We start from the raw sequence: 17,189 nt of genomic DNA, 5'->3' as shown, positions 1-17,189 counted from the left end.
GTGCCGTCCCTGGGGGATGTGCGCGCGGAGCGTCCCCGTGGTTGAGAAATCCGCCCCGCTGATCTCCGTGATCGACGATGACGCCTCGCTGCGGCGGGCGATCATGTCGCTGGTGCGCTCGGCCGGCTATTCGGCCAGCGGACATGAATCTGCCGAGGCGTTTCTGGCATCGAACGAAGCGGGAAGGAGCGCCTGCATCGTCACCGATCTCCAGATGCCCGGCATGAGCGGCATCGATCTGAAGGCGGAACTCGACAACCGGGTGGTGGAGACGCCGGTCATCATGATCACTGCGCGCACCGAAGCGCCACTGCTGGCACAGGCGGAGGCGAGCGGGGCGGCTTGCCTTCTGCGGAAGCCGTTCGAGGCTGAGGCCTTCATCAAATGCCTGGACCGCGCGCTCGCCGCCTGACTTAGACCAACGTTTAGTGCCGTCCATCTCTCGTCTGATGGATTGGACCCCGCCTTCTCCGCGATAACGAAGCCGCACCCCGCTGCCATCCCCGGTGGTGCAGCATCGGATCGTGCCCCCCGATGCGGAGCGGGCCGGCTTGGTCCCCAAAGAGCCGGCCCGCTCCCCCAGCTTCTCCTCCACACCGGCGGAAGCTGCCCGGGCGTGCAACTTGAGAGGACCCCATCATGGGCTTGACCGTCGAAACCGAGACCGCATCCAACGTCCGGACCCGCTTCGTGGAAACGAACGGGCGCACGCTCGCCTATCGCGAGCTGGGGGAGGGTGCGCCGCTGATCCTGTGCCTTCGGTTCCGCGGCGTCCTGGATAGCTGGGATCCGGCCTTCCTCGATGCGCTTGCCCGCAGCTTCCGGGTCATCACCTTCGACTATTCGGGCATGGGCCAGTCGACCGGCAAGCCGAGCTACCAGGGCGAGATCATGGCGCGCGACGTCATCGAGCTGGCAGACGCGCTGGGCATCGACAGCTTCGCGATCGGCGGATGGTCGCTGGGCGGCATCGCCGCGCAGGTCGTCACTGCGACCGTGCCGGAGCGGATCACCCACGCCGTGCTGATCGGGACCACGCCGCCGGGCCCGGTCGAGCATGGCTCCGAGCCGGTGTTCCTCGAGCGCGCGCTCAAGCCGTTCAACGATCTCGACGACGAGACCGTTCTGTTCTTCGAGCCCGAGTCCGCCTCCAGCAGGGAAGCCGCCGCGGCCTCCAATGCCCGCATCTCCGCGCGGACCACCGACCATTCGACGCCGATTCCGCCCGACATTTTCCTGACCCTGCTCAAGGAGCGGCAGGAGTCCGACATCTTCCCGGACCGAGGCGGCTATCGCGACTTCCTCGCTACCTGCGGCATCCCGATCCTGGTGATCGCCGGCGATCATGAGATCGTCTTCCCGACGCCCAACTGGTTCGCGCTCAACCGGGTGTGGAAGTCGCTGCACCTGCTCGTGCTGCCGCAGATGGGCCATGGGCCGCAGCATCAGGCGCCCGAACTCGTCGCCGACCTGATCGCCAGCTTCCTCCGCAATCGTTCGCGGTCCGACGTGGCGTGACGCGACCGATCGTCCTCGTTCACGGCGCCTGGGTCACGGCCGAAAGCTGGGACCCGTTCAGGCGCCGATACGAGGCAAGAGGCCGGGAGGTGCACACGCCCTCTTGGCCGCTGATCGAAGCGAAGCGCGCTGCCGAGATCAACCGCGCGGTGCCCGAGGGGTTCGGGTCGCTGACGCTCGGGCGGATCGTCGATCATCTGCAGGTCGCGATCGAGAGGCTGGCAGAGCCACCGATGCTGATCGGCCATTCGTTCGGCGGATTGCTGGTCCAGCTGCTGCTCGACCGCGGTGTCGGTGCGGCTGCCGCGGTCATCAACCCCGCGCCGATCGCCGGCGTGGTCCCGGACGCGGCGGCGATAAGCGCGATCGCGCCGATCCTGTTTCGCCCGGCGGGCTGGCTGCGACCCTATGCCTTCGACCGCGAACGCTTCGGGCGGCTGTATGCGACGGGTGCACCCGCCGACCTGGTCGACCGGGTCTTCTCCGACTGGGTGATCCCGGCGCCGGGCATGATCTTCCACCAGGCGGCGTTCCGCGCCGGCAGCCGCGTGCAGCCGGCACGGCGGACGCAGCCGCTGCTCATCACCGCCAGCGACTGCGATCGGCTGATCACTCCCGGTGTCGCGCGCGCGGCCTTCCGTCGCCAGTCCCGCGCGGGCGCGCCGACCGAATTCCACCAGTTCGCGGGCCGCTCGCACCTGCTGATCGCCGAGCCCGGCTGGGAGGAAGTCGCCGATGTCGCGCTCGGCTGGCTGGACGGCGTCGCATGACCCAGCTCGTCGCCTGGGTCAGCCTCGATTGTCGCACCTGGCTGTACATCGATTTGAGCCCCCGTGACGACCACGCGCTCGATCGACGGCCCGGGCGCCGCGCGTCTCGACCCCGGCTGATCGTGATCGAAGGTGGAGGGGTAGGGGCCTCGCTCATACCAAGGTCTAGTCCCGGCCATCCCTCGTCTGATTGAGCCGTCCGCCGTGATTGCGACAATGGCCGCTCAACATTGGAGGATCGAATGGGCGAGTACATCGGCATCACCGTCGCGGATGGGGCATTCCAGGCCTATGTCGAGCGGCCGGAGCTGGAAAGCGCGCCCGTCGTGGTCGTGCTGCACGAAGTGTTCGGCGTGAACGACGACATGCGCGCAAGCTGCCGCGAGCTCGCCGAGCAGGGCTTCATCGCGCTCGCGCCCGATCTGTTCTGGCGGCAGGAGCCGGCGCTCGACCTTTCGCACTGGACCGAGAGTGAATGGCAGAAGGGCCTCGCGCTCTACCAGGCCTATGACCGCGACCAGGGCGCACGCGACATCGCCGACGTGCTGCGCTTCGCGGCCGGACTGCCCGGCTCGACCGGCAAGGTCGGCGTGATGGGTTATTGCCTGGGCGGGCTCATGACCTTCCTGGTCACGGCGCGGTCGGGTGCGGACGCGAGCGTCGCTTACTATCCGGGCTCCGCCGAGGACTATATGGGCGAAGCGCCGGCGGTGCGCACGCCGCTGATGGTCCACTTGGGCGAAGAGGACGAGTTCATCTCGAAGGACGCGCAGCGGACGATCCGCGAAGCGCTGTCCGGCAAGCCCAACGTCCAGGTCTTCTCTTATCCCGGCTGCGGCCACGCTTTCGCGCGCCACACCGGCACGCATTACGATGCCGATGCCGCGGCGCTCGCCAACGGCCGGACCTGGGACTTCCTCGCGGAGAACCTCAAGTGACTGCCGACTTCGTGCTGACACGGCGCGGCGCGATAGGTGCTGGTCTGGCGGTCGCCGGACTTGCGTCCCTGCCTGCCGAGCTACTCGCCACCATTCCCTCAAAAGAAGGAACCACACCCATGACTTTCATCAAGACCAGCGACGGCACCGAGATCTTCTACAAGGACTGGGGTCCCAAGGACGCGACGCCGATCGTGTTCCACCACGGCTGGCCGCTCACGGCCGACGACTGGGACAACCAGATGATGTTCTTCCTGCTCCAGGGCTATCGCGTCATCGCGCACGACCGCCGCGGCCATGGGCGCTCGACCCAGACCTGGACGGGCAACGAGATGGACACCTATGCCGCCGACGTCGCGGCGCTCACCGACGCGCTCGACCTGAAGGGCGCGATCCACATCGGCCACTCGACCGGCGGCGGCGAAGTCGCGCATTATGTCGCGCGCGCCAAGCCCGGCCGCGTCGCCAAGGCGGTGCTGATCGGCGCGGTGCCGCCGATCATGGTCAAGTCCGAGAAGAACCCCGGCGGCCTGCCGATCGAAGTGTTCGACGGCTTCCGCAAGGCGCTGGTCGACAACCGCGCCCAGTTCTTCGTCGATGTGCCCTCGGGTCCCTTCTACGGCTATAACCGGCCCGGCGCGAAGGTCGATCAGGGTGTCATCGACAACTGGTGGCGCCAGGGCATGATGGGCGGCGCCAAGGCGCATTACGATTGCATCAAGGCGTTCAGCGAGACCGACTTCACCGAGGACCTCAAGCGCATCGAGGTGCCGACGCTCGTGATGCACGGCGACGACGACCAGATCGTGCCCTACGCGGACTCCGCGCCGCTCTCGGCCAAGCTGCTGAAGAACGGCACGCTGAAGACCTATGCCGGGCTTCCGCACGGCATGTGCACCACGCATCCCGATATCGTGAACGCCGATCTGCTCGCCTTCATCAAGGGCTGACCGGCGCTCCTCTCCCGCATCGCTCAGCCCGGGGGCAGGGCGATGCGGGTCGGCGGCAGCAGCCCCCAACAGGAGACCTCCCATGTCGAAGACCGTCGTTCTCGTTCACGGCGCCTGGCTCAATTCGCGCAGCTGGGAGCGCTTCAAGGAGCGCTACGAGCAGGCCGGCTACACCGTGATCGCGCCGGATTGGCCCTATGACGACCGCGAGCCCGCCGCGCTGCGCCAGTCGCCGCGGGCCGAGCTGGCGGCGCTGTCGCAACGTCAGATCGTCGACCATTATGAGCAGATCATCCGCGCGTTGCCGGAGGAGCCGATCCTGATCGGACATTCAGTGGGCGCGGTGTTCGTGCAGCACCTTCTCGACCGGGGGCTCGGCGTCGCTGGTGTCGCAATCAACCCCGCACCGACGCCAGGCGTGCCGCTCTATCCGCATGCGATCCGATCGGCGCTTCCGGTGTTCATCGATCCGTTCAGCTGGCGGAAGGCGAAGGTGATGTCGCGGAAGTTCTTCCGCACCCGCTTCGCCCAGACCGCGCCCAAGGCCAGGGCGGACGCGCTCTACGATCGCTACATCGTGCCCACGCCCGGCCGGGTTTATTGGAACGGCGTCGTCAATCCGATGAAGATCCGGTGGGACAATCCCGAGCGCGCGCCGCTGCTGATGATCGGCGGCGAGCTGGATCTGATCGCCGACGCGGCGATGACCGCGGCGATCTACAAGAAGCAGGCGAGGGCACGCTCGAAGACCGAGCTCAAGATCTTCCCGGGCCGTTCGCACTGGACGTGCATGGACGCTGGCTGGGAAGTCGTTGCGGATACCGCGCTGCAATGGGCGGTCGCGAACGCTCGACCCGGTGCCACGGCGGCCGACGGCGCGCGCGCCGCATAGGACATTGCCTGATAATGCCGGGCATCGGGAGGCAGGCGAGGGCTCAACCGCCAGCGGGAGCAGTTTTGCAGGGATGCGCGTCAACGGCGGACGCGTGATGTGCTTTCCCTGACAACGAGTTCGTGGGGTAGGGTGATTTGCCTCAATTCGCTCCCCGATCCGCGCAGGATGTCCACGAGCAACTCGACGGCATGTCGGCCAATTCGCCCCTTGGGTTGCGCGATGGTGGTAAGCGCCGGCTGAAAGAAGCCGGCCAGCGGTAGATCGTCGAAACCCACCACGGACACGTCTTCCGGGCAGGACAGGCCTGCCTGGCGGATCGCACTGATGGCGCCGATCGCCATCTCGTCGCTGAAACAGAAGATGGCGGTCACCCCCTGCGCAAGCAGATCGGCAGCCTGAGCGGATGCCGAGGGCGCGGAATAATCGCCGCCTCGCACCTGCAGGCGATCACGCAATCCGTGGCGCTCGGCGGCGCGCGTCGCGCCGGACAGGCGGTCGCGAGTGAGCGGGCTTATCGCGGGGCCGGTGATCACGCCGATGTCGCAGTGGCCGAGCCCTATCAGGTGCTCGATCGCCTCTTCCCCGGCGGCTGCATTGTCGATGTGGACGCTCGGGACGCCGAGTTCGGGGCTGTATTCGCAGCCGTTGACGATCGGCGCAGCGGCGCCCTGGCGCGACAGCAGTGGCTCGAGCGTGCCGGGCAGGCGATGGCCGAGAAAGATCAGTCCATCGACCTCGCGCCGGGCGAGCATCTCGGCATATTGATCCTCGAGCTGCGGATCATGGCCCGTGTCGCCCAGCACCACCGCATATCCTGCGTCGCGCGCGGCTTCTTCCGCGCCGCGGATCACGCTGGCGAAAAAGGGGTTGGAGATGTCGGGCACGGTCAGCAGGATTTTGGCGGCGCGAAGCGTGCGCAGCATGCGGGGAATCACGCTGGGCGTATAGCCGAGAGAGTGGACGACCTCGAGCACGCGCTCGCGGGTTTGCGCCGACACGCGCTCAGGCTGGCTCAGCACGCGCGAAACCGTGGCTGTGGAGACGCCGGCCTGGGCGGCGACTTCGACGATTGTCGGCATCAAAGCTTCATGTAGCCGTTTGCGACGAGTGTCGAGGGCAATTCAATGTAACGCTTTACATCGCTCGAAACCCGCGTATCGTTGAGTCGAAATGCAGGCAAACTGCATAAAGGGGAGGCTGCGATATGGCAGTTGCGGAAGGCGTGCGCCTGGATGAGGCGCGCCCCGGGTCAGGGATGCTGACGGCGCGATTGAGCGCGCTGATGTTCATGCAATTCTTCGTTTGGGGAGCCTGGGCCGTCACTCTTGGTCTGGTGATGCAGACCGTGGGCATCGGCAACCTGATCGACGACGCCTTCTCCGTCGGCCCGATCGCGTCGGTCGTCGGATCCTTCCTGCTAGGCATGGCGGCAACGCGCTACCTGAGCCCGCGGATGCTGATGGTGATCCTGCATCTCGTGGGCGGCGCGATCCTGTTCGTGCTGCCCTCGCTGGTCACACCGCAGGGCGGCACCACCTTCGTCTGGCTGCTGCTCGGTTACATGATCCTCTACATGCCGACGGTGGGTCTCGCGAACACGATCGCGCTCAAGAGCTTCGGCGATCGAGTCGACAATTTCCCCTTCGTCCGCGCGTTCGGTACGCTGGGCTGGATCGTCGCCGGGCTGATCATCGGTTGGGCCGGCCTCTCCGCCAGCCCCGAGATCTTCCGCGTTGCGGCGGTGGTCTCGATCGCGCTCGGCCTCTACAGCTTCACGCTGCCCAACGTCGCGCCTGACGCGCCGAGCGGAGAAGGGCTAGTGCGCCAGGTGCTCTGCGCCGAGGCATTCGGGCTGCTCAAGCAGCGCTCGTTCCTGGTCTTCATCGTCTGCGCGACGCTGATCTCGATCCCGCTGGCGATGTACTATGCCTATGCCTCCGCTTTCATCGGCGTGGCGGGGATCGAGAATGTCGGCGGCACCATGTCGATCGGGCAGATGTCCGAGCTGGCCTTCATGTTCGCGATGCCGTGGCTCTACCGCCGCTTCGGAGTGAAGCCGCTGCTGCTCGTAGGCATGATCGCCTGGGCGCTGCGCTATGCGCTGTTCGCGATCGGCGACGGCGGCGATTCGCTCTGGGCGATCTATCTGGGCGTGGCGCTGCACGGCGTCTGCTACGACTTCTTCTTCGTCGCGGGTGCGATCTACACCGGCACGATCGCGTCGCCCAAGGGAGTCAACGCGCAGGCGCAGGGGATGCTGACGCTGTTCACCTACGGTGTGGGCATGTTGCTCGGTTCACAGATCGGCGGGCTGCTCTATGCTCGCATGCCCGAGGTCGCGAGCATCGCCGACTGGCAGCAGATGTGGTGGTACCCGGCAATCGCGGCGGCGCTGATCGCGCTGCTTTTCGTCTTCACCTTCCGCGACGACAGCAGGGAGGCACAGGCATGACCGCGATGAAGGGGCCGGCGATCTTCCTTGCCCAGTTCATGGGGGACTCCGCACCGTTCGATACGCTCGAGGGGCTGGCGAAATGGGCGGCGGACCTCGGCTATGTCGGAATCCAGATCCCGTGCGATTCGCGGCTGATCGACCTGAAACGCGCCGCCGAGAGCCAGGACTATTGCGACGACCTGAAGGGCATGCTCGCCCGACACGGCATCGAGCCGACCGAGCTCTCTACGCACCTGCAGGGCCAGCTCGTCGCAGTGCATCCGGCGTACGACACGTTGTTCGACGGCTTCGCGCCGCCCGAGCTGCGCGGCAAGCCGGTCGAGCGCCAGGCCTGGGCAGTCGAGCAGGTCAAGCTCGCCGCGCGGGCGAGCGCCCGGCTGGGTCTTTCGGCGCACGCGACCTTCTCGGGCGCGCTGGCATGGCCCTATGTCTATCCCTGGCCGCAGCGTCCCGCGGGGCTAGTCGAGGAAGCCTTTGCTGAGCTGGCGCGGCGCTGGATCCCGATCCTCGACGTGTTCGAGGAAGCGGGGGTCGACTGCGCCTATGAGATTCATCCGGGCGAGGACATCCACGACGGCGCGACCTGGGAACGGTTCCTCGACGCGGTCGGCGGCCATCCTCGCGCGCGCATCCTGTTCGATCCGTCGCACTATGTGCTGCAGCAGCTCGACTATCTCGACTTCATCGATCGCTACCACGACCGGATCTCGTGCTTCCACGTCAAAGATGCCGAGTTCAACCCGACCGGACGCTCGGGGGTCTATGGCGGCTATCAGAGCTGGGTCGATCGCGCCGGGCGCTTCCGCTCGCTGGGTGACGGGCAAGTCGATTTCGTCGGCATCTTCAGCAAGATGGCGCAATATGGCTATTCGGGTTGGGCGGTGCTCGAATGGGAATGCGCGCTCAAGCATCCAGAGGACGGCGCGCGCGAAGGCGCTCCGTTCATCCGCGACCACATCATCCGCCTGACGGAACATGCCTTCGACGACTTCGCGGCGAGCGGTGTCGACCGGGGGGCGATCCGCGCGGTCCTCGGGCTCTCGGCGGAATAACCAACATGGCTCGACGCGCGCTTCGGCTGGGCATGGTTGGCGGCGGGGAGGGGGCCTTCATCGGTGCCGTCCACCGCATGGCCGCCGCGATCGATGGCGACTGGCAACTGGCGGCGGGTGCCTTTAGCACCGATGCGGGACGCAACACCCGCACCGGCGAGGCGCTGGGGCTGGATGCGGCGCGAGTCTATCCGAGCTTCGGCGCGATGCTGGCGGGCGAGCAGGCGCTTGCCCCCGCGGCGCGCATCGATGCGGTCGCCGTGGTGACGCCCAACAATCTCCACGCGCCGATGGCGATCGCCGCGCTCAACGCCGGTTTTCACGTCTTCTGCGAAAAGCCGATGGCGATGAGCGTCGCCGAGGCTGAGGCGATCGCGGCGGCGGCCAGCGCCAGCGGCAGGCTGTTTGCGCTGGCTTTCACCTACAGCGGCTATGCGTTGGTCGAGGAGGCGCGGGCGCGGGTGGCGCGCGGCGATTTCGGCAAGATCCGGCTGGTGCAGGCCGAATATCTCCAGGGCTGGCTGAGCGAGCCGATCGACACCACTGGCAACAAGCAGGCCGAATGGCGGACCGACCCGGCGCGCGCTGGCCTCGGCGGGTGCCTGGGCGATATCGGCACGCATGCCTTCCAGCTTGCCGAGCATGTCTCGGGGCTCCGCGTAGAGGCAGTCTCCGCCGATCTGATGATCCATGTTCCCGGCCGCCGTCTCGACGACGACGTCAGCGCGTTGCTGCGCTTCGAGGGCGGCGCGCGCGGCGTGCTCAAGGCGAGCCAGGTCGCGGCGGGCGAAGAGAACGGACTCAAGCTGCGCATCCATGGCGAGCGCGGCGGCCTCGAATGGGCGCAGATGGAGCCCAACACGCTGATCCTGCGCTGGCTCGACCGGCCGGCCGAGATCATCCGCGCCGGCGGGCCAGGGTTGCACCCTCGCGCCGCGGCGCTGCTGCGCACACCGTCGGGGCACCCCGAGGGTTATATCGAGGCCTTCGCCAACCTCTATCGGGGCTTCACTGCTGCCATCCGCGGCGGCGGCAACCCGTGGTTTCCGGGCGTAAGCGACGGACTTCGCACGATGAAGTTCATCGAGGCGGTCATCGCCAATGCCGCTTCGGATCGGAAATGGACAAGCGTAAATCCGGGAGAGAAAGAATGAAGCTTCTCGCGTGCCTGGGAGTGGGGGGCGTCGCAGTATCCGCGCTCGCCGTCGCCTGGTCGCCCACCGTTGCGCAGACGGGAACGAGTACCGTGCCGGCCGCCTTCAATGCGTGCAAGGCGTGTCACACCGTCCAGGCGGGCGGCAAGAACGGGGTGGGTCCCAATCTCCACGGCGTGGTCGGGCGCCCCGCGGCATCGGCGCCGGGCTTCAACTATTCGCCTGCGCTCAAGACGGCGAAACTGCGCTGGGACGACAAGACGCTCGACGCCTTCATCGCGGCGCCCGGCAAGACGGTGCCCGGCACGCGCATGCCGATCGGCATGGCCGATCCGGCCAAGCGCGCGGCGATCATCGCGTATCTGAAGGCCGAGGGCGCCAAGTGATCGAGGCGCGGGCATGAGCGTCTCGCGCCGGACGCTCCTCGCCGTGGGCGCGGCATCGGCGGTGGCGCCGCCGCTGGCGCGCGCGCAGGGCGGCGGATCGAACGCCGCGCGCTTCTCGCTGGGCTATGCACCGCACCAGGGTAGCTTCGCCAGCCGCGGCGGGCTGATCGAGCAGATCGCCTTTGCCGCCGACCAGGGCTTCACCGCCTGGGAAGACAATGAGGCGTCCAGCCGCCCGGTCGCCGAGCAGGAGCAGATGGCCAAGGCCTTGCGCGATCGGGGCATGACCATGGGCGTGTTCGTCGCCAGCATGCCCAAATGGGCGCAGTCGCGTCCGCTGCTCGGGGCGAACGATGGGGCTGAGCGCGAGGCGTTCCTCGCGGATATCCGCACTTCGATCGACGTCGCCAGGCGGCTCGACGCGAAGCACATGACCGTCGTCACCGGCTTCCTCGACCCCAAGGTCCCGCTCGACATCCAGACCGCGCGGATCATCGACGTGATGCGCCGCGCCGGCGATATCGTGGCGCCGCACGGCATCGCGATGGTCATGGAGCCGCTCAACACGCGGACCGATCATCCCGGCGTCTACATGCAGACGATCACGCAGGGCTATGCCGTGGCGCGCGGGGCGAACAGCCCGGCGGTGAAGATCCTGGCCGACCTCTATCACGCGCAGATCCAGTCGGGGGACCTGATCCCCACGATGGAGGCCTGCTGGAGCGAGATCGGCTATCTTCAATTCGGCGACAATCCGGGCCGCAAGGAGCCGGGCAGCGGCGAGATCAACTATGCCAACATCGTCAAATGGCTGCGTGCGCGCCGCTATTCCGGCGTGATCGGCATGGAGCACGGCAATTCCGTCGCAGGGCGGGCGGGCGAGGAGCGGCTGATCGCCGCCTATCGCCAGATCGACATGCTATGAAGGGAGGGAGGATGACTGGCATCCGCATGGTCTGCGGGCTGCTCGCGGGGGCGGCTTCGCTCATCGCCACGGGCGTCGCCGCGCAGGAGAAGCCGGGCTTCAAGGACACGCCGATGCTGCCCGGCGGGCAATGGCACGTCCATGATTCCGATCGCCCTGCGCCGGTGGTGGTCACGCCGGCGACCAATCCCGGCGGTGCGCCCTCGGACGCGATCGTGCTGTTCGACGGCCGTTCGACCGACGCCTGGCGCGCCGAGCGGACGCCCTGGCCAGTCAAGGACGGCGCGTTGACCGTTCCGGCGCGTATCGGGGGCGAGAGCAATCTGATTTCCAAGCAGAGCTTCGGTGACGTCCAGCTTCATCTCGAATTCCGCTCGCCCAACCCGCCCACCAAGAGCTCGCAGGATCGTGGCAACAGCGGCATCTGGTTCATGCAGCGCTACGAGGTACAGATCCTCGACGGCTATCAGAACCCCACCTATGCCGACGGGGCGGTGGGTGCGGTCTATGGCTGGAAACCGCCACTGGTGAATGCCGCGCGCAAGCCCGGCGATTGGCAGAGCTACGACATCGTCTTCGAACGCCCGCGCTTCGGCCCCGACGGCAAGCTGCTGCGCCCGGCCTATGTCACGGCCTTCCTCAACGGTGTGCTGGTGCAGAACCACCAGCCGATGCTCGGCACCACGATCTGGCGGCAGGTGGCGAGCTACACGCCGCATCCCGATGCTGCCCCGCTGCAGCTCCAGGACCATGATTCCCCCGTATCCTTCCGCAACATCTGGGTGCGTCCGCTCCCGGAGGCGGCCATCGATCTCGGAGAAGGCAAGTGATCGATCGTAGAACCGCGCTCGGCGGCGTGGCGGCCATGTTCGGGGCGACTCTGTTCGCGCCGATCGCCCGTGCCGCCCAGGCGTCCAAGATACCGGTGATCAGCGACGGACCGCCCAGCGTGGCGGTGTTCAACCCCGTCCAGCGCGCGTCCATGACCGCGCTGGCCGAGCGCGTGCTGCCCGCCACCGACACGCCGGGCGCGATCGCCGCGGGCGTACCGGCCTTCATCGAGAAGCTGCTTGCCGATTGGGCCAGGCCCGACGAGCGGATTCCGATCCTCGCGGGGCTCGATGCGATCGAGGCGCGCAGCCTGAAGGACCACAAGGTCCCGGCCGCGCAGGCGACGCCGGCGCAGCAGGACGCGCTGCTCACGCTGGCGATGAACGACGAGCTGCAGGGCGGCGCCGAATTCTTCGAGGCGTTCCGGCAGCTGGTGATCGCCGGCTACTACACCTCGGAGATCGGCATGACGCAGGAGCGCGAATATCTGCCCGTTCCCGGCGAGTACAACGGCGCTTTCCCCTATTCCCAGGTCAACAAGGTGTATTCCGCATGATGATCAGCCGCAGAAATCTGCTCGCGGGCGCCGGAGGCGTTGCCGGGCTCGCGCTTGCCGGCGTTTCCGCCCGCCCCGCGGCCGCCGCGCAGCTCAAGGCGGTCGGGCTCCAGCTCTACACCGTCCGGGATATCTTCTCGAAGGACCCGGTGGGCACGCTCGAGCAAGTCGCGCGCATCGGCTACCGCGAAGTCGAGTTCGGCGGCGGCGGCTATGACGCCATGGACCCCGCGATGCTGCGCAAGACGATGGACCGGATCGGGCTTCGCGCACCTTCGGTCCATATCGGCTATGACGCGCTGCTTCAGAAGTTCGACCAGTCGGTCGTGATGGCCAAGACGCTGGGCGCCGACACGGTCGTGCTGCCCTACATGACGGACGAACACCGTACCGAGGCCGGCTGGCAGGCCGCGCTGCCCAACTTCAACCGCTTCGCCGAAGGGCTGAAGAAGGCCGGGCTGGGCTTCGCCTATCACAATCACGATTTCGAGTTCACCAACAAGCCTGGCGGCGTCTCGCTGTACGAGCGCCTGTTGAAGGCGACCGATCCGGCGCTGGTGAAGGTGGAGCTCGATCTCTACTGGGCCGGCTTCGCCGGGGAAGACGTGCCCGGGCTGATCGATCGGGTGGCCGACCGGCTCTACGCCTATCACGTCAAGGACATGCGTGCCGATCGCAAGATGGCCGCGGTGGGCGAGGGCACGACCGACTTCGCCGCGCTGTTCAAGCGCAAGGGCAGCGCGGGCGTGCAGCACTTCTATGTCGAGAACGACCAGGCGCCCGCGCCCTACATCCCCGACATCACCACCAGCTACCGGACGCTCAGCGCGCTGCGCTTCTGATAAGAGAATTGGAGAGGGAAATGGCAGCGACCAACAGGTTCGACGCGATCGTCGTGGGGTCGGGCGTGAGCGGGGGATTTGCCGCGAAGGAGCTGACCGAGAAAGGACTCCGCGTCCTGATGCTCGATCGGGGCGTGATGGTCGAGCATGGCGAAGGCTATGCCTATGACGGCAAGCCGGCCTATGAGATCCCGGCGCGCAACCGTATGCCCGAGGCACTGGTCGATAGCGACTATTTCATCGCCAAGCACGGTTATGTCGCGCCGAGCAACCAACGTTTCTACAACAACGACCGGCTGAATCCCTACGCCTTCGACGAAGGCGAGAAGTTCTACTGGATCCGCCCCGGCGCGGTGGGCGGAAAGTCGCTGATCTGGGGGCGGTGGAGCTTCCGCTGGTCGCCCGAGGACTTCGAAGCCAACAAGCGCGAGGGGATCGATGGCGAATGGCCGATCGGCTATGACGACGTCGCGCCGTGGTACAGCTATGTCGAGAAGTACATCGGTGTCTCGGGCTCGCGCGAGAAGCTGCCCTATCTGCCCGACAGCGAGTTCCAGCCACCGATTCCGATGAATATCGCCGAGAAGTGGCTCAAGCAGCGGCTCGAGACCGAATTTCCGGGGCGCAAGCTGATCAACACGCGGCTCTCGAACATGACCGAGGACAAGCCCGAGCAGAACCGCACCAAGTGTCAGTTCCGTGCGCAGTGCAGCAACGGCTGCTCGTTCGGTGCCTATTTCTCGACCCAGGCAGTGACGCTGCCGGCGGCACGTGCGACGGGGCGGCTGACGCTCCAGTCCGATGCGGTGGTCACCAACCTCGAATATGATCCCGCCCGCAAGCGCGTCAGCGGGGTGCGCTATATCGATGCGAAGACCGGCCAGGCGCAGGTGGTCAACGCCGATCTGGTGTTCCTCTGCGCATCGGCGATGGCGTCGACGCAGATCCTGATGAACTCGCGCGCGCCGGGCAGCGGCCGGAGCCATTTCGATTCGAGCGGTACGCTCGGCCGCTATGTGATGGACCACATCTTTCGCGTCGGCATCTGGGGCGAGATTCCCGGCATGACCGACTATATCGAATATGGCCGCCGGCCGGGCGGGGTCTATATCCCGCGCTTCCGCAATATCGGCGGCGAGGAAGGCGTAGGGTTCAAGCGCGGCTACGGCTATCAGGGCGGCGCGCGGCGCGATCCCGCCACGCCCGTGGGCTTCGGCGCTTCGATGAAGGAGGGCATGCGCAAATACGGGCCCTGGACCTTCGGCATGGGCGCGTTCGGCGAATGCCTGCCCTACAAGGACAACCACGTCTCGCTGCACCCGACCAAGGTCGATCGCTTCGGAGTGCCGCTGATGCGTTTCGATGTCCGGTTCCGCGAGAACGAGTTGCGGATGATGGCCGACGCGCGCGAGCAGGGCGAGAAGATGCTGAGGGCGGCGGGGCTGCTCAATGTCGGAAGCTCCGAGGACGAGCATGTGCCCGGTGACGCGATCCACGAGATGGGCGGCGCGCGCATGGGCAAGGATCCGGGCAAGTCGGTGCTCAACGGCTGGAGCCAGGCGCATGACGCGCCCAACCTCTACGTCACCGACGGCGCGCAGATGGCCTCGGTCTCGTGCGTCAATCCGTCGCTCACCTTCATGGCGCTCACGGCGCGTGCCGCTGATCATGCGGTGCGCACCCGCGGCGCCTGAGGCCGATACCTATCCGAGAACGCGCGCGCAGCGGCAATCAAAGCTGCGCGGTAGCGCGTCGGCGCGCTCCCGCTGGCGCAGCCCGCTTCATGGTTCGGTCCCCGGCTGGTCTACGACGAGGTGCATAGAGACGGATTGTTGATCTAGTAGCACGCAGCCCCATCGCCGGGTCGAAGAGGTTGAAACGCTCGGCATACCGCAAAATCTGCTGTCCGTGCTGCAGGAATTGTATCGCCTCCTGTCACGGGCTTATCCGACGAAATAGAGCGACCTCCTCACGCGCAGTCTTCCGCTGCCTGATGGCCGATCATACGTGAAGTGGCCTTCTTACGAACGTCGTGTAGGGTCTCTCTGCAGCAACAACTTCTCGGAGTGACTTGATTTTTGGTCCGGTCAGGTGGCCAATGCTGATCCGGTGCTTGGGGGAGGCTGCAAAATGATGCGATGGTCGTTTTTGGTCGTTGGAATGGCCCTGAGCCTCCCGGCGCACGCGCAGCTTACGGGGCCGGTGAAGAATGGTGACACCACCATCACGGTCACCGGTACCAAGCCGCGCGATTCCAAGGTGGAGATGAGCGACTGGCGGATGGCGGAAACGCCGCACGTCGTGGTTTTCAGCAAGGATGACGAGAAGGACCTTCTGCGAACCGCGCACAATCTCGAGAAGCTCCACTTCCTCCTCTCCGCCCTGACCGGACGGGTGGACGAGCCCGATGAGACCATCAAGATCGCCGTCACCATGATCGGAGATGCCGGGGAGTTCGAGCGGCTCCGTTTGACCGACCTTCGCTGGCAATATGGCCCGTTTCCGGAGGCGTTCGCCAAAACGATCTACTATGATCCGCGCGAAGACGGATCGGTGCTCGCCACAACCAGGGACGGCGTAAATCTGATTCTTCGCCCGTCGTACGGCGCTCCGACCAGCCGCAATTGCACCGGCGACCGCGACCCCTACATAGCTAGCGTCGTCGTGAGCCCCCGGGTGACGGGCGATGGAGGGCTTACGGTGGATCCGGATCAGATCCTCGCCCAGCTTCCCGTGAACGAGCTTGCCTTCTGCCAGTCGGCCGAATCGCGCCTCTATGCCGGCTTCGCGCAGAATTTCCTGATGACCTATTTCCCGGCGGCTTACCCGCGCTGGTACCTGCAGGGCTTCGGCGAGATGTTCGCGACGATGGAGGCAGGCGACGACTTCGTCGAATATGGCCACCTTCCGCCCGGCTACTTCCAGGTCATGGATTCTTACAACGCCTATCCGGTGTCGGACATCCTGGACGGCCGCTATCTTTCCGGGCGGCGGGCCTGGACGCCCTACCACGCCTGGCGGCTCGTCCATCTTCTGTATTTCTCGGACGCGTGGAAACCGCGGTTGCTCGCTTACCTCAATGCCATGGCGCGGGGCGCCGATTCGAAAAGCGCCGCGAGCGCCTTCGGCGATCCGGCAGAGCTCCAGAGGGCAATGACGGCGTACCGGGGGCGCAAGCTGCAGGGCGAGCGGATGACCTTTCCGGCCGAGCGTGCGCCGGCTCCCACCGTCCGCCGACTGACCCGGGCGGAGGCCGGCCTGATCCGCGGCCGGCTGGAGCTGGGCGCCCGGATCGAGGTTCCGGCCGAAGCCGGTCCCCAGCGTTCGGCAGCGCTCGCCCGGCGCGCGGCCTGGCTCGACGGGCTTCGCGAGAATGCGCGGCGTTTCCCCAACCTGGTCGAACACCAGCTGCTCTTGGCCGAGGCCGAATGCCGCGCGGGCAATCCGGGGGAATGTCTCGAGGCCGCCGAACAAGCGCTTGCACAGTTACCGACGGAAACAAGGGCGCTGATGTGGAAGGGCACGGCGCTGACGCAGCTCGCCGCGCGCGCGCCCGCCGCCGAACGTGCGCGGCGGTTCAAGGAAGCGAGAAGCTTCATCATCAAGGCCAACCGCCTCGATCCCGAGGGCATCCTTCCGCTCATCGCCTATTACAACAGCTTCGCCGTTGCCGGGGAGCGAGCCCCGGACCCAGCCATAGAAGGGCTGGCCAAGGTCGTTTATTCTGCGCCCGCCGCGCCCGGCCCAAGGCTGAAGCTCGGCCAGGAGCTGATCGGGCGCGGTCTCAAGGATAAGGCGCGCAGCACGCTCCTGCCCGTCGCCAAGGGGCCGTTCGCATCGCCCGAACAGCCGGCCGCCGCCGCCTTGCTTTCGAGAGCGGAGATTGGGAAGCCCGCGCGATAGACGTCCGCCCTCGC

17 protein-coding genes are annotated in these 17,189 nt (G+C 66.6%); 16 read left to right on the top strand and 1 reads right to left on the bottom strand.

What is annotated here, in order from left to right; translation table 11 throughout:
- The first annotated feature begins 37 nt into the window (after positions 1 to 37).
- The 6 genes from J7500_RS11495 (at position 38) to J7500_RS11470 (ending at position 5,068) form a co-directional block, all read left to right on the top strand.
- Positions 38 to 412 (top strand): response regulator, encoded by a 375-nt coding sequence (locus J7500_RS11495; RefSeq protein ID WP_294061841.1) that lies wholly within the window; start codon positions 38 to 40, stop codon positions 410 to 412.
- Between the two features lie 227 nt (positions 413 to 639).
- Positions 640 to 1,518: an alpha/beta hydrolase gene (locus J7500_RS11490; RefSeq protein ID WP_294061840.1), complete on the top strand. Its 879-nt coding sequence runs from the start codon at positions 640 to 642 to the stop codon at positions 1,516 to 1,518.
- Positions 1,515 to 2,288, top strand: a complete 774-nt coding sequence (locus J7500_RS11485; RefSeq protein ID WP_294061839.1) for an alpha/beta fold hydrolase — start codon at positions 1,515 to 1,517, stop codon at positions 2,286 to 2,288. The genes J7500_RS11490 and J7500_RS11485 overlap by 4 nt, the downstream gene beginning before the upstream one ends.
- A 242-nt stretch (positions 2,289 to 2,530) precedes the next feature.
- Positions 2,531 to 3,226, top strand: a complete 696-nt coding sequence (locus tag J7500_RS11480; RefSeq protein WP_294061838.1) for a dienelactone hydrolase family protein — start codon at positions 2,531 to 2,533, stop codon at positions 3,224 to 3,226.
- A 119-nt stretch (positions 3,227 to 3,345) separates the two neighbouring features.
- Positions 3,346 to 4,176 (top strand): alpha/beta hydrolase, encoded by an 831-nt coding sequence (locus J7500_RS11475; RefSeq protein ID WP_294061837.1) that lies wholly within the window; start codon positions 3,346 to 3,348, stop codon positions 4,174 to 4,176.
- Positions 4,177 to 4,258: 82 nt separating this feature from the next.
- A complete protein-coding gene (locus tag J7500_RS11470; protein WP_294061836.1) occupies positions 4,259 to 5,068 on the top strand; it encodes an alpha/beta hydrolase in 810 nt (269 codons plus the stop codon).
- 80 nt (positions 5,069 to 5,148) lie between these two features.
- Here the strand turns inward: J7500_RS11470 and J7500_RS11465 are convergent, their stop codons facing one another.
- Positions 5,149 to 6,150: a LacI family DNA-binding transcriptional regulator gene (locus J7500_RS11465; protein ID WP_294061835.1), complete on the bottom strand. Its 1,002-nt coding sequence runs from the start codon at positions 6,148 to 6,150 to the stop codon at positions 5,149 to 5,151.
- Positions 6,151 to 6,275: 125 nt separating this feature from the next.
- On the opposite strand from J7500_RS11465, the gene J7500_RS11460 reads away from it, so the two are divergent.
- The 10 genes from J7500_RS11460 to J7500_RS11415 all read left to right on the top strand — a co-directional run bounded on the left by J7500_RS11460 (position 6,276) and on the right by J7500_RS11415 (position 17,175).
- Positions 6,276 to 7,523: an MFS transporter gene (locus J7500_RS11460; RefSeq protein ID WP_294061834.1), complete on the top strand. Its 1,248-nt coding sequence runs from the start codon at positions 6,276 to 6,278 to the stop codon at positions 7,521 to 7,523.
- Complete coding sequence (locus J7500_RS11455) at positions 7,520 to 8,578, top strand: sugar phosphate isomerase/epimerase (RefSeq protein WP_294061833.1); 1,059 nt, start codon at positions 7,520 to 7,522, stop codon at positions 8,576 to 8,578. The genes J7500_RS11460 and J7500_RS11455 overlap by 4 nt, the downstream gene beginning before the upstream one ends.
- Before the next feature lie 5 nt (positions 8,579 to 8,583).
- The gene (locus J7500_RS11450) at positions 8,584 to 9,732 is read left to right on the top strand and encodes a Gfo/Idh/MocA family oxidoreductase (RefSeq protein WP_294061832.1); all 1,149 of its coding nucleotides are present in this window, start codon (positions 8,584 to 8,586) and stop codon (positions 9,730 to 9,732) included.
- Positions 9,729 to 10,118: a c-type cytochrome gene (locus J7500_RS11445; protein ID WP_294061831.1), complete on the top strand. Its 390-nt coding sequence runs from the start codon at positions 9,729 to 9,731 to the stop codon at positions 10,116 to 10,118. Before J7500_RS11450 ends, J7500_RS11445 begins: the two co-directional genes overlap by 4 nt.
- 13 nt (positions 10,119 to 10,131) lie before the next feature.
- Complete coding sequence (locus J7500_RS11440) at positions 10,132 to 11,043, top strand: TIM barrel protein (RefSeq protein ID WP_294061830.1); 912 nt, start codon at positions 10,132 to 10,134, stop codon at positions 11,041 to 11,043.
- A gap of 26 nt (positions 11,044 to 11,069) precedes the next feature.
- Positions 11,070 to 11,873, top strand: a complete 804-nt coding sequence (locus tag J7500_RS11435) for a DUF1080 domain-containing protein (RefSeq protein WP_367112982.1) — start codon at positions 11,070 to 11,072, stop codon at positions 11,871 to 11,873.
- Complete coding sequence (locus J7500_RS11430; RefSeq protein ID WP_294061828.1) at positions 11,870 to 12,430, top strand: gluconate 2-dehydrogenase subunit 3 family protein; 561 nt, start codon at positions 11,870 to 11,872, stop codon at positions 12,428 to 12,430. Before J7500_RS11435 ends, J7500_RS11430 begins: the two co-directional genes overlap by 4 nt.
- A complete protein-coding gene (locus J7500_RS11425) occupies positions 12,430 to 13,272 on the top strand; it encodes a sugar phosphate isomerase/epimerase (protein ID WP_294061827.1) in 843 nt (280 codons plus the stop codon). The genes J7500_RS11430 and J7500_RS11425 overlap by 1 nt, the downstream gene beginning before the upstream one ends.
- A gap of 20 nt (positions 13,273 to 13,292) precedes the next feature.
- On the top strand, positions 13,293 to 14,966 hold the full coding sequence (locus J7500_RS11420; protein ID WP_294061826.1) for a GMC family oxidoreductase: 1,674 nt from the start codon (positions 13,293 to 13,295) through the stop codon (positions 14,964 to 14,966).
- A 436-nt stretch (positions 14,967 to 15,402) separates the two neighbouring features.
- Entirely contained in the window at positions 15,403 to 17,175 is a 1,773-nt protein-coding gene (locus J7500_RS11415) for a hypothetical protein (protein ID WP_294061825.1), read from the top strand.
- Positions 17,176 to 17,189 lie beyond the last annotated feature (14 nt).

It is taken from the genome of Sphingomonas sp. (genome assembly GCF_017744835.1).
In the GTDB taxonomy this organism is placed as follows: Bacteria; Pseudomonadota; Alphaproteobacteria; order Sphingomonadales; family Sphingomonadaceae; genus Sphingomonas.
The sequence above is the reverse complement of the archived record's forward strand: the minus strand, read 5'-3'. Positions and strand labels throughout refer to the sequence as shown.

Excerpts from the sequence above, each read along its gene's own strand:
- J7500_RS11490 (WP_294061840.1), top strand. The coding sequence starts at position 640 with ATGGGCTTGACCGTCGAAACCGAGACCGCATCCAACGTCCGGACCCGC.
- J7500_RS11480 (WP_294061838.1), top strand. The coding sequence starts at position 2,531 with ATGGGCGAGTACATCGGCATCACCGTCGCGGATGGGGCATTCCAGGCC.
- J7500_RS11475 (WP_294061837.1), top strand. The coding sequence starts at position 3,346 with ATGACTTTCATCAAGACCAGCGACGGCACCGAGATCTTCTACAAGGAC.
- J7500_RS11470 (WP_294061836.1), top strand. The coding sequence starts at position 4,259 with ATGTCGAAGACCGTCGTTCTCGTTCACGGCGCCTGGCTCAATTCGCGC.
- J7500_RS11465 (WP_294061835.1), bottom strand. The coding sequence starts at position 6,150 with ATGCCGACAATCGTCGAAGTCGCCGCCCAGGCCGGCGTCTCCACAGCC.
- J7500_RS11460 (WP_294061834.1), top strand. The coding sequence starts at position 6,276 with ATGGCAGTTGCGGAAGGCGTGCGCCTGGATGAGGCGCGCCCCGGGTCA.
- J7500_RS11455 (WP_294061833.1), top strand. The coding sequence starts at position 7,520 with ATGACCGCGATGAAGGGGCCGGCGATCTTCCTTGCCCAGTTCATGGGG.
- J7500_RS11450 (WP_294061832.1), top strand. The coding sequence starts at position 8,584 with ATGGCTCGACGCGCGCTTCGGCTGGGCATGGTTGGCGGCGGGGAGGGG.
- J7500_RS11445 (WP_294061831.1), top strand. The coding sequence starts at position 9,729 with ATGAAGCTTCTCGCGTGCCTGGGAGTGGGGGGCGTCGCAGTATCCGCG.
- J7500_RS11440 (WP_294061830.1), top strand. The coding sequence starts at position 10,132 with ATGAGCGTCTCGCGCCGGACGCTCCTCGCCGTGGGCGCGGCATCGGCG.
- J7500_RS11435 (WP_367112982.1), top strand. The coding sequence starts at position 11,070 with ATGGTCTGCGGGCTGCTCGCGGGGGCGGCTTCGCTCATCGCCACGGGC.
- J7500_RS11425 (WP_294061827.1), top strand. The coding sequence starts at position 12,430 with ATGATCAGCCGCAGAAATCTGCTCGCGGGCGCCGGAGGCGTTGCCGGG.
- J7500_RS11420 (WP_294061826.1), top strand. The coding sequence starts at position 13,293 with ATGGCAGCGACCAACAGGTTCGACGCGATCGTCGTGGGGTCGGGCGTG.
- J7500_RS11415 (WP_294061825.1), top strand. The coding sequence starts at position 15,403 with ATGATGCGATGGTCGTTTTTGGTCGTTGGAATGGCCCTGAGCCTCCCG.